Origin of the sequence: Puia sp. (assembly GCF_035546395.1) — a bacterium.
Lineage (GTDB): Bacteria > Bacteroidota > Bacteroidia > Chitinophagales > Chitinophagaceae > Puia.
Window position 1 is genome coordinate 84,230 of sequence record NZ_DASZXR010000001.1, and the last position, 15,952, is coordinate 100,181.

General features: G+C 56.6%; 9 protein-coding genes. 5 read left to right on the top strand and 4 right to left on the bottom strand.

What is annotated here, in order from left to right:
- The first annotated feature begins 52 nt into the window (after positions 1-52).
- The 4 genes from VHE34_RS00375 (at position 53) to VHE34_RS00390 (ending at position 9,390) form a co-directional block, all read left to right on the top strand.
- The gene (locus VHE34_RS00375) at positions 53-3,355 is read left to right on the top strand and encodes a DUF2723 domain-containing protein (RefSeq protein ID WP_325583394.1); all 3,303 of its coding nucleotides are present in this window, start codon (positions 53-55) and stop codon (positions 3,353-3,355) included.
- A gap of 48 nt (positions 3,356-3,403) precedes the next feature.
- Positions 3,404-6,667, top strand: coding sequence for a DUF2723 domain-containing protein (locus tag VHE34_RS00380; RefSeq protein ID WP_325583396.1), 3,264 nt, complete (start codon positions 3,404-3,406; stop codon positions 6,665-6,667).
- 66 nt (positions 6,668-6,733) lie between these two features.
- Complete coding sequence (locus VHE34_RS00385; protein WP_325583398.1) at positions 6,734-7,831, top strand: vWA domain-containing protein; 1,098 nt, start codon at positions 6,734-6,736, stop codon at positions 7,829-7,831.
- A 26-nt stretch (positions 7,832-7,857) separates the two neighbouring features.
- Positions 7,858-9,390 carry a sigma 54-interacting transcriptional regulator gene (locus VHE34_RS00390; protein ID WP_325583400.1) on the top strand — a complete coding sequence of 511 codons (1,533 nt, stop codon included), beginning with the start codon at positions 7,858-7,860 and terminating at the stop codon, positions 9,388-9,390.
- Here the strand turns inward: VHE34_RS00390 and murB are convergent.
- The 4 genes from murB to VHE34_RS00410 form a co-directional block, all read right to left on the bottom strand.
- The gene (gene murB / locus VHE34_RS00395; RefSeq protein WP_325583402.1) at positions 9,387-10,391 is read right to left on the bottom strand and encodes a UDP-N-acetylmuramate dehydrogenase; all 1,005 of its coding nucleotides are present in this window, start codon (positions 10,389-10,391) and stop codon (positions 9,387-9,389) included. The two genes, VHE34_RS00390 and murB, sit on opposite strands and share 4 nt — an antisense overlap.
- Before the next feature lie 10 nt (positions 10,392-10,401).
- Positions 10,402-12,942, bottom strand: a complete 2,541-nt coding sequence (gene priA / locus VHE34_RS00400) for a replication restart helicase PriA (RefSeq protein WP_325583405.1) — start codon at positions 12,940-12,942, stop codon at positions 10,402-10,404.
- A 107-nt stretch (positions 12,943-13,049) separates the two neighbouring features.
- Positions 13,050-13,679 carry a DUF2306 domain-containing protein gene (locus VHE34_RS00405; protein ID WP_325583407.1) on the bottom strand — a complete coding sequence of 210 codons (630 nt, stop codon included), beginning with the start codon at positions 13,677-13,679 and terminating at the stop codon, positions 13,050-13,052.
- A gap of 70 nt (positions 13,680-13,749) precedes the next feature.
- Positions 13,750-14,556 carry a lysophospholipid acyltransferase family protein gene (locus VHE34_RS00410; protein ID WP_325583409.1) on the bottom strand — a complete coding sequence of 269 codons (807 nt, stop codon included), beginning with the start codon at positions 14,554-14,556 and terminating at the stop codon, positions 13,750-13,752.
- On the opposite strand from VHE34_RS00410, the gene mtaB reads away from it, so the two are divergent.
- Positions 14,555-15,877: a tRNA (N(6)-L-threonylcarbamoyladenosine(37)-C(2))-methylthiotransferase MtaB gene (mtaB, locus tag VHE34_RS00415; protein ID WP_325583411.1), complete on the top strand. Its 1,323-nt coding sequence runs from the start codon at positions 14,555-14,557 to the stop codon at positions 15,875-15,877. The genes VHE34_RS00410 and mtaB overlap by 2 nt on opposite strands.
- Positions 15,878-15,952 lie beyond the last annotated feature (75 nt).

Genomic DNA, 15,952 nt, shown 5'->3' on the forward strand with positions numbered 1-15,952 from the left:
ATAACACAGTTTTAGCAAAAAAAGCTCCCTCATATTCGGAAAATTCCTCTAATTGGCCTTAATTCGTGCCCAAAACGTAGAAACCGCCACCATGCGCTTCAACAAGATCAACAATATCACCGGATGGATCGTAGGCCTCTTCGCAACAACCGTATATATCATGACCATGGAGGCGACCGGTAGCTTCTGGGATTGCGGCGAATTCATTTCCAGCTGTTTCAAACTCGAGATCCCCCACCCCCCGGGCGCCCCGCTCTTCGCCCTGATGGGTCGCTTCTTCATCATCCTTTTCGGCGATAATCCCCATACCGCCGCCCGCGGCGTCAACTTCATGAGCGCCCTGGCCAGCGGCATGTCCATCCTCTTCCTCTTCTGGACCATCACCCACTTCGCCAGGAAGATCGTAACCAAAGCAACCCCGGCCGCGGAACCCGATAAACAACAGACATTCCTGATAATGGCCGCCGGCGTCGTCGGAGCCATCGCCTACACCTTCTGCGACTCCTTCTGGTACAGCGCAGTAGAAGGCGAAGTATACGCCTCTTCCGCCTTCTTCACCGCCCTCGTCTTCTGGGCCATCCTGAAATGGGAGCACAACGCGGACAAAGCAGGCTCCGATAAATGGATCGTCTTCATCTTCTACATGATGGGCCTGTCCATCGGCGTCCACCTGCTCAACCTCCTGACCATTCCCGCCATCGTGATGGTCTACTACTTCAAACGCTACCGGCCGACCCTCTGGGGCTCCATCCTCGCCTTCGTCGTCGGCTGCGCCATCACCGGCATCGTCCAGGTCATCGTCATCCAGTATACCATCAAAGGCGCCGGCTACTTCGACATCTTCTTCGTCAACTCCCTCAGCCTGCCCTTCTTCAGCGGCTTCGGCTTCTATTTCCTGGCGCTGGCCGCCCTACTCACCTGGGGCCTGCTGTTCAGGCAAGCCACCGTCACCGCCAACCGTATGAGGATATGGCTGATGGCCTTCATCTTCATCGTCTCCGCCCCCGTGCTCATCGGCTCGGCACACGGCGGCGCCGGCTATATCGTTAAGATCCTGGTGGGCCTGGCCATCGGTTGGGTCGCAGGTTATTTTATAAAGAAAGAAGCCCTTCCCTCATTCAAACTGGGGCTCTGGTGCTTTGCCTTCGTCCTCCTCGGCTATTCCACCTACTTCACCACCATGATCCGCAGCAATGCGAACCCTCCGGTGGATATGTATAATGTCGATAACCCCTGGAGCCTCGTCGGTTACCTCAGCCGCGAACAATACGGCGACTGGCCCATCGTCTATGGACCCGATTTCCAGGACCAGGCGCCCACCATTGATGGCTCGGACAACTACGTCAAAGGAAAGGATAAATATGAAGTGGCCGGCAAGACGGTGATCCAGGACTGGGGCAACACCCCCTCGGCCCACGTCTTCCCCCGTATGTGGAGCTCCCAGAACGATCGCCACGAGGTCGATACCTACAAGGCTTACGGTGGCGTAGCCGAAGGCGATAACCCCACCATGGCGAACAATATCCGCTACTTCCTCACCTATCAGAATTGGTGGATGTATGGCCGTTACTTTATGTGGAACTTCTCCGGGAAACAGAATGACCTCGAAGGCTTCGGCAACCCCCGCGATGGCAACGCCATCACCGGGATCCCCTTCATCGACAATTTCTTCCTCGGCGACCAAAGCAAGCTGCCGGATACGATCCACACGAAGAACAAGTCCTACAACAGGATGTATATGCTTCCGCTGATCCTGGGACTCATCGGTCTGATCTTCCAGGCCTATCGCTCCCGGCACGACTTCGCGATCGCCGCCCTTCTCTTCTTCTTTACCGGCTTCGCCATCGTCATCTACCTCAACCAGGCCGGCCTCCAGCCCCGCGAAAGAGACTATGCCTTCGCCGGTTCCGAATATGCCTTCGCGATATGGATCGGCCTCGGGGTCCTCGCCGTGGCGGAAAATCTTACGCGTCGCCGCTGGCTCAAAAAGCCCGCCCTGGCCAACTATTTCGCTGCCGGTCTTTGCTTTTTGGCCGTACCCGTTCTCATGGGCAGCCAGGAGTGGGATGATCACGACCGCAGCAAAAAGACCCTGCCCCGCGACCTCGCAAAAGATTATCTCGAATCCTGTCCGCCCAACGCCATCCTCTTCTCCTTCGGCGATAACGATACCTATCCCCTCTGGTACGCCCAGGAAGTGGAAGGCATCCGGCCTGACGTCCGGGTGATGGTCAACACCCTCCTCGGCTCCGACTGGTATATGAACCAGCTGCGCTATAAGGTCAACGAGAACGCACCGTGGGACATTATTTTCACGCCCGGGCAGATCGCGGGCGACAAGCGCAACGTAGCCTACTTCACCGACCGCGTTCCCGGCTTCGACCAAAGCAAATATTACGATCTCTATACCATGCTCAAGGACGTCGTGGCCAGCGACGATCCGCGCTTTACCACCGCCGCTGACAACGGCCAGACCTTCAACCTCGTGCCCGTGCATAAATTCTCGCTCCCCGTCGACGCACAGGCGGCCCGCAATATCGGCACGATCCATCCCGGCGACAGCGCCCTCTCCGAGCTGCAGCTTGACATTCCCAAGAACCGCAACTACCTGCTCAAAAGTGACCTGGCCATGCTTTCGGTCATCGCGGGCAGCAAATGGAAACGTCCCATCTGCTTCACCTCCCCCCAAGACCTCCAAAGCCTCGGGCTGGACAAATATGTCCGCCTCCGCGGCATGGTCTACCAGCTCGTTCCGCTCGAAGGCAGCCAGGTCGACATCGACGATTCGTATAAAGCGATCATGGAGAAGTTCGCTTACGGCAACGCCGGCACGCCCGGTGTCTACTATGACGAGGAGAACCGCCGCCATCTCAACAGCATCAAATTCACGCACGCCCAGGTAGCCATGGGCCTCGCCATGGCCGGAAAGAAGGACTCCGCCCGCCGCGTCCTCGAACAATACGATCGCAACGTCCTCGAGTCGAATATGCCCTACGGCATGACCTCCAACCAGGGCAACCTGCACGACTATTTCTCCTTTGACTTCCTGCAGGCCTGCTATATGGCCGGCGACACCACGCTGGCCCATAAGGTCGCCGCCTCGTTGAAAAAAGATCTGACCCAGCAGATGCGCTACTACGCATCCTTCAGCGAATCACCGATGACCGACGAGCAACTCGCCGTCAACGCCCAGATGCTTATGCAGGGCAAGGGTGGCAATCTCTCGGATATCCAGGCAAGATATTTTGCCAACGATATCCTCTCCACCTATCGGATGATCCTGCAGATGGCCGATCTCGAAAAACAGTACAAAGCGGGCCCGCCATCCCCCTCGGAAATAAATCCAAAGCCTTAATTTCGGGAAAATTTTAAACACCCAAGTACCGCGAAAAATTCGAATACAATGCGTTTTAACAGAGTCAACAACATCGTCGGCTGGATCGTGGGACTCATCGCCTGCACCGTCTTCGTCATGACCATGGAGCCCACAGGTAGCTTTTGGGACTGCGGCGAGTTCGTTTCCAGCTGCTATAAGCTCCAGATCCCCCACCCTCCCGGCGCCCCGCTGTTCGTGCTCATGGGCCGCTTCTTTATCATCCTCTTCGGCGACAATCCCCTTACAGCCGCCCGCGGCGTCAACTTCATGAGCGCCATCGCCAGCGGCCTGTCCATTCTCTTCCTGTTCTGGACCATTACCCACTTCGCACGCAAGCTCGTACAGGGGGGTATCACCACTGTAGAACCTGATTCCAAACAAACTTTCAACATCATGGCCGCCGGCGTCGTCGGCGCCCTGGCCTATACCTTCTGCGACTCCTTCTGGTACAGCGCCGTCGAAGGCGAAGTATACGCCTCCTCCGCCTTCTTCACCGCCCTCGTCTTCTGGGCCATCCTGAAATGGGAGCACAACGCGGACAAGGAAGGCTCCGATAAATGGATCGTCTTCATCTTCTTCATGATGGGCCTTTCCATCGGCGTCCACCTGCTCAACCTCCTGACCATCCCCGCCATCGTGATGGTCTATTATTTCAAGCGCTTCAAACCCACCACCTGGGGAACCATCTTCGCCTTCCTCATCGGCTGCATCATCACCGGCGTCGTACAGATCGTCGTGATCCAGTATACCATCAAAGGCGCCGGAGCCCTCGATATCTTCTTTGTCAATTCACTCCACCTGCCCTTCTTCTCCGGCTTCGGGGTCTACTTCTTTTTACTGGCCGCTTTGCTGGCCTGGGGGCTCTCCTTTAAGACGCAGACGGTCACGGCCAATCGCATCCGCCTGTGGATCGCCGCCTTCGTACTCATCATCATGCTCCCCCTCCTTTCCAATGGGTCGGGCGGCAGCCGCATCCTGATGCTGATCCTCGGCCTGGCAGCGGCCTGGGTAGCGGGCTATTTCATCACGGGCGAAGCCCTGGCAAAATTCAAGATCGCCCTCTGGTGTTTCGCCTTCATGCTCCTGGGCTACTCCACCTACTTCACCACCATGATCCGCAGTAATGCCGATCCCGGGGTGGATATGTACAATGTCGATAACCCCGTCAGCCTCGTGGGCTATCTCAGCCGCGATCAGTACGGCGACTGGCCCATTCTCTATGGCCCGGACTTCCAGGACCGCGCCCCCCGAGTTCCCGCCGGTCCCCTCTATGTAAAAGGTAAAGAGAAGTACGAAGTGGCCGGAAAGGTCTACGCAACCGACTGGGGCAGTACCCCCTCCTCCCATATCTTCCCCCGGATGTGGGACGGCGGTAACGACCGCGGCCAGATCGACTGCTACCGCACCTTTGGCAACGTCGCCGAAGGCGACAATCCCACCATGCTGGACAATTTCCGGTATTTCTTCAAATACCAGAATGGGGTCATGTTCCTCCGCTATTTTATGTGGAACTTCTCGGGAAAGCAAAATGACCTACAGGGTTTCGGGAATATCCGCGACGGGAATTTCATCACAGGCATTCCCTTCCTCGACAACTGGATGTATGGCGATCAAAGCAAAATGCCGGATTCCATCCGCAAAAATAACAAGTCCTACAACCGCATGTTCCTCCTGCCCTTCATCCTGGGCCTCCTCGGGTTGGTCTACCAGGCTACCCGTAACAAGGGCGATTTCTGGGTGACGGGCCTGCTGTTCTTCTTCACCGGCTTCGCCATCGTGGTCTACCTGAACCAGGCCGGCTACCAGCCGCGCGAACGGGACTACGCCTATGCCGGCGCCTGTTATGCCTTTGCGATCTGGATCGGGCTTGGCGTCCTCTGGATAAAGGATATCCTGGCGCAATCCGCCTTTAAAACCTCCCCGAAAATGGCCAGCTATGCCGCCGCCGGTCTCTGTTTCTTTGGCGTGCCGGTACTGATGGGCAGCCAGGAATGGGATGACCACGACCGCAGCAAGAAGACCCTGGCCCGCGACATCGGCCGGGACTACCTCGAGTCCTGCCCGCCCAACGCAATCCTCTTCTCCTTCGGCGACAACGACACCTACCCCCTCTGGTATGCCCAGGAAGTGGAAGGCATCCGCCCCGACGTCCGGGTAATGAACTACAGCCTGCTGGGCACTGACTGGTATATCAATCAGTTACGCTATAAAGTAAACCAGAGTGCCCCGACGGACGTGATCTTTACCCCCGAGCAGATCCAGGGCAATACCCGTGACGCCGTCGTCATCAACGCGCTGAACGGCTTCGATCAGAACAAATACTACGATCTCTACGAAATTCTCAAGGACGTGGTCGGCAGCGACGATTCCCGCTACCAGACCTCCTCCGATGAAGGCGATGTATACAACTTCCTGCCTACCCGCAAGTTGTCCGTCCCCGTGGACTCCAACCTCGTCCGCAGCAACGGCACCGTACAGGCGGGCGACAGCGTCGTCACCCAGCTCCGGCTCGATATCTCCAAGAACAAGAACTACCTGTTCAAGAACGAGCTGGCCGTCCTGGCGATCATCGCCGCCAACAAATGGCAACGCCCCATCTGCTTCAACTCCACCTACGAGCTGGAAGACCTTGGCCTGACAAAGTATATCCGGCAGGATGGCCTCGCCGGCCGCCTCGTCCCGGTCGAAAGCAAGAATGCCAACTTCGGGTTCTATAACACACCCGTCGCCTACAACAACATCATGACCAAGTTCTCCTATGGCAACGCCATCACACCCGGCGTCTATTACGACGAGGAGAACCGCCGCCATCTCAACACCCTCCGCGCGGCCCATGCCCAACTGGCGCTGACCCTCGTCGCGGAAGGAAAAAAGGATTCGGCAAAGAACATCCTCGAACATTTCGACAAGAATGTCTACGAGCCGAACTTCCCCTACGGGATGACCTCCAACCGCGGCAACCAGCACGATCGTATCTCGATGAGCTTCCTGCTGGCCAGCTACCAGTCGGGTGATCTCACGCTCGCCCAAAAGGTCGCGGCCTCCCTGAAAAAAGATCTCAACCAGCAGATGCGGTACTACGCCTCGCTCGGTGAGCCGATGTCCAACGAACAGCTGGCCGTCAACGCCCAAATGGCCCTGCAGGGCAAAGGCGGGAACCTCTCCGATCGCCAGGGAGGGTCCATCGCACAGGATATCTTAAGCACCTTCCAGATGCTACTGCAGCTGGATGACTGGGATAAACAGTTTGGGCACGCAAAGCCCTCACAGGTTCAGCAGCCTGCTAAATAAGACGTTGAACAAAACCCGCCTCTGGCGGGTTTTTAGTTTAGACTCAAATAGTGTAAATTGTATCAAATGATAGGGTACCATTTCAAAAACTACGATCCCAACGACGAAAGCAAGCCCAGGTTCGATCAGCTGCTGGATATTTTCATGCAGCTGCTCAGCTACACGAACGGGGACGTGGGCGAAGCGTTGCAATGGATGAACCAGCTGGATAAAGAATACCAGCTGTCCGACGACGAATATGGCATGGGGGATTTTATCGAAGACCTGAAAGACAAAGGATACATCGACGATAACAAAGAAACCGGTGAGATCACCATCACTCCAAAGACGGAGCAGGGTATCCGCCGCCGCTCGCTGGAAGAGATCTTCGGGAAGTTAAAAAAGACAAAACAGGGGAATCACAACACCTTTAAACCGGGTGGCGGCGATGAGGCGAACCCCGAGACCCGTCCCTTCCGATTCGGCGACCAGCTGGAACAGATCGACTTCACCGAATCCATCCGCAACGCGCAGATCAACCACGGCATCGACGCCTTCAATATGCAGGAAGACGACCTGAAGATCCGCGAGACGGACTTCAAGGCCCAGACCTCCACCGTGCTGATGATCGACATCTCTCACTCGATGATCCTGTATGGGGAGGACCGCATCACGCCCGCCAAAAAAGTGGCCATGGCCCTCAGCGAGCTGATCACGACAAAGTATCCCAAGGACACCCTCGATATCGTCGTCTTCGGCAACGATGCCTGGCCGGTGGAGATAAAAGACCTCCCGTATTTGCAGGTAGGCCCCTACCATACCAATACAGTGGCCGGACTGGAGCTGGCCATGGACATCCTCCGGCGCCGAAGAAACGCCAACAAACAGATCTTCATGATCACCGACGGGAAGCCTACCTGTCTGAAGGTCGGGAAACGATATTACAAAAACAGCTTCGGCCTCGACCGGAAGATCACTTCCCGCTGCCTCAACCTGGCCGCACAATGCAAAAAGCTGAAAATACCCATTACTACCTTCATGATCGCCAGCGATCCCTATCTGCAGCGATTCGTCAACGAGTTCACTGAAACTAATAATGGCAAGGCCTTCTTTGCCTCCCTCGATCGTCTCGGCAGCTTCATCTTCCGTGACTTCGAATCCGGGAAACGAAAAACGGTCTACTAGAGAGAGAAAACTACTAAAAACAGGAAATGGACATCACAAAGATCACGACATTAGGACAACTGAAGAAAGCCGGCTATAAGAATCGATCCGTAAAAGAAGAGATACGGGAAAATCTCATCCGCAAACTAAAAAATAAAGAAACCACTTTTCCGGGTATCGTTGGCTATGAGGATTCGGTTATCCCCGACACGGAACGGGCCCTCCTGTCCCGCCACAATATCCTGTTCCTCGGTCTCCGCGGACAGGCTAAGACGCGAATGGCCCGGCAGATGATCGACCTGCTCGACGAATGGGTCCCCTTCGTCACAGGAAGCGAAATAAACGACGACCCCTTTCGCCCCATCTCCAAGTTCGCCCGCAACCTCGTTGCCTCCAAAGGCGACGACACCCCCATCTCCTGGCTGCACCGCAGCGAACGCTATGGTGAAAAACTGGCCACACCCGACGTCAGCGTCGCCGATCTCATCGGGGACATCGACCCGATCAAGGCCGCAAACCTCCGCTTGAACTTCGCCGATGAAGAAGTCATCCACTTCGGGATCATCCCAAAAAGCAACAGGGGTATTTTTGTTATCAATGAAATACCTGATTTACAAGCCCGTATACAGGTTTCCTTGTTTAATATTTTAGAAGAAGGCGATATCCAGATCCGCGGCTTCAAGCTCCGGATGCCGCTCGATATGCTCTTCGTCTTCACCGCCAACCCCGAGGACTATACCAACCGGGGCTCCATTGTGACGCCCCTCAAGGATCGTATCGAAAGCCAGATCCTCACCCACTATCCCCGGAATATCGAGACGGCCCTGGCAATTACCGAACAGGAAGCCGACATCCATGAGGAGCAGAAAGGCCGCGTGATCATCAGCGACCTGGTCAAGCGCCTCATCGAACAGGTCTCCTTCGAGGCCCGCAGCAGCGAATACGTCGACAAGAAAAGCGGCGTCTCCGCCCGTCTGACCATCGCCGCCTTCGAGAACGCCGTCAGTGCCGCCGAACGCCGCGCCATCCTCAACAACGAGAAAGAAACGCCCGTCTGGATGAGCGATCTGGTCGGCATTATCCCCTCCATCACCGGGAAGATCGAGCTGGTCTACGAAGGCGAACAGGAAGGGCCCTACCAGGTGGCCTTCAACCTGCTGGAAAAAGCCTTCCGCACCCAGTTCATCAACTATTTTCCAAACCCCGATCAGCTGAAGAAGCGGAAGGCGGATACCCGCGACGACAACCCCTTCCGGCCCGTCACCCATTGGTTCGACAAGGGCAACCATCTCAACCTGTTCTTCAACACCCCCGACTCGGAGAAGATACAGCAGCTGTATAAAGTGGATGGGTTACACGCGCTCGTGAAGAAATACTTCAAGCACGCCAACGAACGCGAATCGGCCCTGCTCATGGAATTCGTACTCCATGGCCTCGCGGCGTATTCGTTGATCAGTAAAAAAGTGGTGGAAGGAAAGATCGAGTTCAAAGACCTCATCGGCTCCATGGTCAACCTCGGCTCTTCGGGCGGCAGCTTCGGTAACGAGGAAGACGACCTGGAAAGCGACGATTTCAATTAGATAATATTCACTTCCCTTTCCAAACTGACTCCAAAGCGGTCCTGCACACTCTGCAGGACCTCTTCGCTTAAGGCATAGATCTCTTCGCCCGTGGCGTTCCCGTAATTCACCAGCACCAGCGCCTGCCGGGCATGCACGCCCGCATCCCCGCGCCGAAAACCCTTCCAGCCGCACTGCTCGATCAGCCATCCCGCCGCCAGCTTCATATTCCCACCCTCGGCAGGATAAGCGACCATCTCCGGAAATTTGCCCTTCAACTCCTCGAACCGCGCAACCGGAACCGTCGGATTCTTAAAAAAGCTTCCCGCATTGCCGATCTCCGCCGGGTCCGGCAGCTTGCTCCGCCGTATCCGGATCACCGCCTCCGAAATAGCCCGGATGCCCAGCTCTCGGTCGCCCAGTTCCTCCCGCAAAGCCCCATACGAAGTATGAAAGATCGGCTGTTTCCGCAGCCGCAAAACAAGATTCAAAATGACATACTGCCCCCTCAACCGCCGCTTGAAGACACTCTCCCGATAGCCGAACTCGCAGTCGTCCGGCGTAAAGGTCTGCACTCGACGCTCGGCAAGGTTCCAGGCTTCCAGATCCCAGAACACATCCCGGATCTCCACCCCATAAGCCCCGATATTCTGCATGGGCGCCGCCCCGGCATTCCCGGGGATCAGCGACAGGTTCTCCAGGCCGGCCCAGTCCCGACCGATGCAATACTGCACCAACCCGTCCCAGCTCTCCCCCGCCCCGGCCCGGACATACACATAGTCCTCGTCCTCGTCGATCAGCTCGATCCCCCTGATCTCGTTGAGCAAAACCACACCGTTAAAATCTCCCCTGAATAACACATTGCTCCCTCCCCCCAGTACCAGCAGCGGCCGCTCGCCCACCCATTCTGCGGCTTCAGCCAGCTCGTCAACCGACGCAAAGCGGCCCAGCCACCGGGCTTTCACGTCAAGACCAAACGTGTTGTACGCCTTCAGGGACGCATTTTCGACAATAGCTATCATAAAACAAATTTTAGATCATGTCTACATCCGGGATGATCACCACGCTCCGCCAATGCCGCGCATTCTGCACCATTGCCATCTGTTGCTGGATCACCTGCTTGGCGAATGCAATGGTATGCCCGTCCTTGGGCAGCTTCAGCAGAAGCTCCATCAAATATTGATTGCGGATGCGCGCGATCACCGGTTCGGCCGGTCCAACCAGCCAGGGCCCAAAGTCCTTTTTCAGATTGTTCGCAAAGAACTGCGCCGCAGATTGCACCACTTCCTTGTCGCGGTGCCGGAAGGTCACACGGATCACCCGGGTGAACGGGGGATACCCGAACTGCTGGCGGGCCGCGATCTCATGCCGGAAAAAAAGGCCATAGTCATGCGCCTGCACATACCCAAGCACAGGGTTGGCCGTATCAGCGACCTGGATCAACACGAGCCCGTCCGCATCCTTTCGCCCGGCCCGGCCGCTCACCTGCTCCATCAGCTGGAACGCCCGTTCATTGACCCGGAAATCGGCAAAATGCAGCAGGCTGTCGGCATCCAGGATGCCCACCACACTGACATTCTCAAAATCCAGGCCCTTGACCACCATCTGCGTCCCGACAAGGATATCAACCTTCCCCTGCTCGAACTGCTGGATAAGGGTGTCATGCGCGGTCTTACCCCGCACGCTGTCGATATCCATCCTCGCCACTTTGGCCTTCGGGAACACCTCGTCCAGGTATTCCTCGATCCGCTCGGTGCCGAAATTCCGTTGTACAAATCGATGATTGCCACAGGCGGCGCAAGTATTCACCGGCGGATAGACCGTACCGCAGTAGTGGCAATGCAATTTATTGGTCAGCTTGTGGAAATTCAACGACACATCGCAATACCGGCACTGCGGGATCCAGCCGCACACCTCGCAGACCTGGTAAGGCGAATAGCCCCGCCTGTTCTGAAACAGGATCACCTGTTTTCCTGCCGCCAGCGTCCGCTCGATGGCGTTGTACAGCGCCGGGCTCAGGATCGGTTTGCCGTTGTCCCTCGCGCCGGTTGCCGGCTCGGGCGGTGCGGGCGGTTCCTCCACGTCAGTCAACCAGGATGCTCCCGCAAAAGGTTCCTCTTGCTTTTTCTCCACCTTCTTAACCCACCGTAAGGCCTTCGTATCCACGATCCGGATCTCCGGCAGCTGCCCCGTCCCGTACCGCTCCATCAACTCCACCAGCCCATATTTGCCCGTCGTGGCATTGTAATAGGTCTCCACCGAAGGCGTGGCGCTGCCCAGCAACACCTTCGCCCCAAAAAGCGAGGCATAATAGATCGCCGCATCCCGCGCGTGATAGCGCGGCGCCGGATCCTGCTGCTTATAGGAAGGATCGTGCTCCTCATCGGCCACGACGAGCCCAAGATCACTGAAAGGCAGGAACAAGGCCGAACGGGCCCCAAGGATGATCTTCAACTCCCCCGTACGGATCTTATTCCAGATCTCGAGCCGTTCGTTTTGATTGAATTTCGAGTGATAGATACCGATAAACCCGCCAAAATGCTGCTTAAGGCGGCGGATGATCTGCGCCGTTAGCGCAATTTCCGGCAGGAGGTACAACACCTGCTGGCCCCGGCGGATCACCTGTTCCATCTGCCGGATATACACCTGCGTCTTCCCGCTCGAGGTAACCCCGTGGAGAAGACAGACAGACTTCTGTTCGAAGACGGCGTTCACTTCTTCAAAGGCGCGTTGCTGGGCGGCCGTTAGTTGGAAATCGATGCGGATGTCCTTGGGCAGGTAATGAATGCGGTCCACCACCCGCTGCTCGATCCGCAGGATCCCCTTATCGACAAGCCCCTTTAGCTGCGAATCCGAAGCCCCTGCCTTCTTCAGCAGTCCCGCCCGCGTGACGTCTCCCCCGGTCTTGACCAGGTGCAGGTAGGCAAGCAGCAGTTCCATTTGCTTGGGCGCCCGGCCCCAGTTATTGAGCAGCTCGCCCAGCTTGTCCTCGTTGTCATATTCCGGGTTCAGCACCACGTAATTTTCTTTTTTGGGGCTATAGCTTTCCTTTAGCGATTCCCAGACAAAACACACTTTCTTTTCGATCAGCCGCTTGATGACGGGATAGACATGAGAGGAATCCAACAGTTGCTGAACATCGGTCAGCTTTAGTTCTTTCTTGATAAGCAGCGCTTCGGCCACGACGAATTCGTCGTTGTCCAGGTGGCCAAAATCCTCGCCGGCCTCTTCGTTGAACACCAGGATGGTCTCGCTCGACAGCTTGAAATGCGCCGGCAGCGCCGCCGCCATCACTTCTCCTTCGCTGCAGAGATAATAGTTGGATATCCACTCCCAAAGTTTGCCCTGCGCCGGATGGATGACCGGTTCGGTATCGAGGACGTTGCCGATGGCCTTCGGTTCGAAGGACGCGGGCTTATCGGTGTGCAATCGTTTGACGATCCCCGCATATTTCTTATTCCGCAGCTCTACCTCCACACGACATCCCTCCCGGACCGCTTCTCGCCATTGTTCGGGTACACTCCAGGTATAATTCCTGGGCAATGCCAGGGGGATGATGACTTCGGCGTACATACATGTTTGCGCAAATAGTGCTTTGGGTCAAATTAGCCCTATTTGCGCAAACGGCTGTTGTCTGACCTTCGGTCGAACCGCCTTCTGGCGGTTCCGGGGGGACAAATTTACGCCTTTATTCCCAGCCGCCGCCTTTTCCGGATGATCAGCAGGGCAACTGCCAGGTTGGGCACCCAGCTCCACCACGAGACAATGCGATAGGGGGTGATAAACTCATGAAAAACGTGATATTGAAGAATAGGCAGCCAGATGCGTAAGGTCACGGCCGCGAAAGTGAGGGAATAGTTGACGATCATCCAATCCCGGTGCCGGTCGATATCCAGCCTGCGGATGCTGCTGTACGCCTGGATAGCCGAACCCAGCCAGAGCAACGCCAGGGTCCCAAAGCCAGTCGAGCAAGTGATCCCGCCCGTGGCAAAGTACGAGAGATAAAGACCCGCAAGGCTCGCAAATCCTACCGCGACAAGATAGACACGCCCCAGCCAGCGGTGCGTGTTCAGATAGCGGGCCCGCAACCGCGGACTGAACTGCGACCATCCCGTCAGCAGCGCGATCCCGCCGAAGGTTATATGCGCATAGAAAGCAAGATGCCACACGGGGTCGGCCTGCAAGGCCGCCGGCTTATTGGTCAGGAAGCCCTTATCGTGCATGTCGACGATATAGTAGATCAGCGGGTAGAGTCCTACCGCGATGGCCAGAAAGACAAATGGGATCCATCCCAGCAGTCGTGTGCGCATGGATTAAACCTACGAAGTTTTTGGCGCATGGGCAAGGCGGTCCACAGGTCCGCCGGCCGAAGGCCCATCATCAACCACGGCGCGCCGCGGGTTCACCTTCCACATCAACCCAAGGCGCGCCGTACCTCAGCAACGCACCCTCCATCAGGCGATACACCTGCTCCTTCAAGGCGGGCAGGTCGTCGATTCCCAACCCCTCCACCTCCACCGCCGGCAGAAAGACCGAACGGAACCGCCCCGGCCGCAACGAAAAGATGCTGCGATAATGCATCAGGTCATAGGTCCCCAAAAACAGGATCGGCTGCAGCGCCGTCTGCGTCTCGATCGCGATCCGGAACGCCCCGTCATAGAATTCCTTCAACGGCTGTCCCGTCTCATTAAAAGTTCCCTCGGGAAAAATGAAAATGGAAATCCCCATCGCCAGCACCCCCTTCAACTCCCGGACGCTCCGGCTGCGCTCATGCGCATTCCGGCGGTCGACCATCACCACTGCCCGGCTATAGATATATCCAAATAGCGGGATCTTCGCCATCTCGACCTTCCCCAGGATTCGAATGGTATCCCGCCTGATCGCCCGCAGGATCATCGGGATATCGAGATAGCTGATATGATTGGCAATAAAGATATACTGCCGCCCCGGATCAGGCCTGGACTCATAGATATTTTGATGACGGATGCCGACAAGCGCCAGCCAGGCCCTGTCCCACCAGCGGCAGACGCGGTAGATCTGGTTTCCACCCCATCGCGCTCTGCAAAACGAGAAAAAAGCTACAAAAGGTAACACGCAAAGCATCCCCAAAATAAAAAGTAACAGCGCATAAAGGCAGTAGACTAGCCGGAAAGGGAATAGCGCTATTCTTGCAAGGGGTTTCATCATGAAATTCAAATATAGTATCTTTGCCGGCTCATCCAGCATGGACGCAGCTTTGTCACATAAAACCGTCGCCTTTCACACCCTCGGGTGCAAGCTCAACTTCTCGGAGACCTCCGGCATTTCCCGCCTCCTCGAGACCGAAGGATTCGTCCGCAAGGAGTTTGACGAGCCGGCCGACGTCTATGTGATCAACACCTGCAGCGTCACCGATAATGCCGACAAGGAATGCCGTTATCTCGTCCGCAAGATCCGCCGCCAGGCCCCGGACAGCGCCGTGGTGATCATGGGCTGCTATGCCCAGTTGAAACCCGCCGAGATCGCCTCCATCCCCGGTGTCGATCTCGTCCTGGGCGCCGCCGAAAAGTTCAACCTGGCCCGGCATCTCCGCGAGCTCGTTCCCGGTAGCGCCAATGAGAACAGCCGGGCGAAGATCTGTAGCTGCGACATCGGGGAAGTCACTGGTTTCCATCCATCCTATTCCCTGGGCGACCGCACCCGTACCTTCCTCAAGGTCCAGGACGGTTGCGACTACAACTGCTCTTTCTGTACGATACCCATGGCCCGGGGCGCCAGCCGCAGCGACAGCGTCGCAAAGACGGTGCAGACCGTCAGTGACCTGGCGGCGAGAGGGGATGTCCGGGAGATCGTCCTTACCGGGGTCAACCTGGGCGATTTCGGCAAAGGAACCGGCGAAAGCTTCTTTGACCTCATGCAGGCCCTCGACACGATCGACGGCATAGACCGCTACCGCATCTCCTCCATCGAACCCAACCTCCTCACCCCCGAAATGATCGACTGGGTGGCTGCCAGCCGGCGCTTCATGCCGCATTTTCACATCCCCCTGCAAAGCGGCAGCAATCACATCCTGGGCCTGATGCGCCGCCGATATAAGCGAGAGATCTATGCCGAAAGAGTGGAAAGGATAAAGAGCGTTATGCCGCATTGCGCCATCGGCGCTGATGTCATCGTCGGATTCCCCGGAGAAACGGCTATCGAGTTCCAGAAAACCCTCGATTTCCTGGTAGAACTCGACGTCACCTATCTCCACGTCTTTACCTACTCCGAACGCGACAAGACAAAAGCCCTCGAGATCACCCCCGTCGTTCCCATCGCCGTTCGCAACGAGCGGAACAAGATCCTCCGCAACCTCTCCTACCGTAAAATGCAGGATTTTGTGCGGCGCCATGAAGGCCAGACACGCAAAGTGCTGCTGGAAGGACACGTAAAGTCGGCGATGATGGAAGGCTATACCGACAACTATATCAAGGTGACCACTCCCTACCGGGAAGAATGGGCCAACCAAATCCTCGACTGGACGCTGTAGACGCTCCCCCAAAGCCCGCCGCCGAACAAAGAAGCCGAAGTTTTGTTATCTTTAGTTAACGAGCATTTTACTGAA

Bases quoted from the DNA above. Each gene is read 5' to 3' on its own strand.
- VHE34_RS00380 (WP_325583396.1), top strand. From the start codon at position 3,404: ATGCGTTTTAACAGAGTCAACAACATCGTCGGCTGGATCGTGGGACTC.
- VHE34_RS00385 (WP_325583398.1), top strand. From the start codon at position 6,734: ATGATAGGGTACCATTTCAAAAACTACGATCCCAACGACGAAAGCAAG.
- VHE34_RS00390 (WP_325583400.1), top strand. From the start codon at position 7,858: ATGGACATCACAAAGATCACGACATTAGGACAACTGAAGAAAGCCGGC.
- murB (WP_325583402.1), bottom strand. From the start codon at position 10,391: ATGATAGCTATTGTCGAAAATGCGTCCCTGAAGGCGTACAACACGTTT.
- priA (WP_325583405.1), bottom strand. From the start codon at position 12,942: ATGTACGCCGAAGTCATCATCCCCCTGGCATTGCCCAGGAATTATACC.
- VHE34_RS00405 (WP_325583407.1), bottom strand. From the start codon at position 13,679: ATGCGCACACGACTGCTGGGATGGATCCCATTTGTCTTTCTGGCCATC.
- mtaB (WP_325583411.1), top strand. From the start codon at position 14,555: ATGAAATTCAAATATAGTATCTTTGCCGGCTCATCCAGCATGGACGCA.
- VHE34_RS00410 (WP_325583409.1), bottom strand. From the start codon at position 14,556: ATGATGAAACCCCTTGCAAGAATAGCGCTATTCCCTTTCCGGCTAGTC.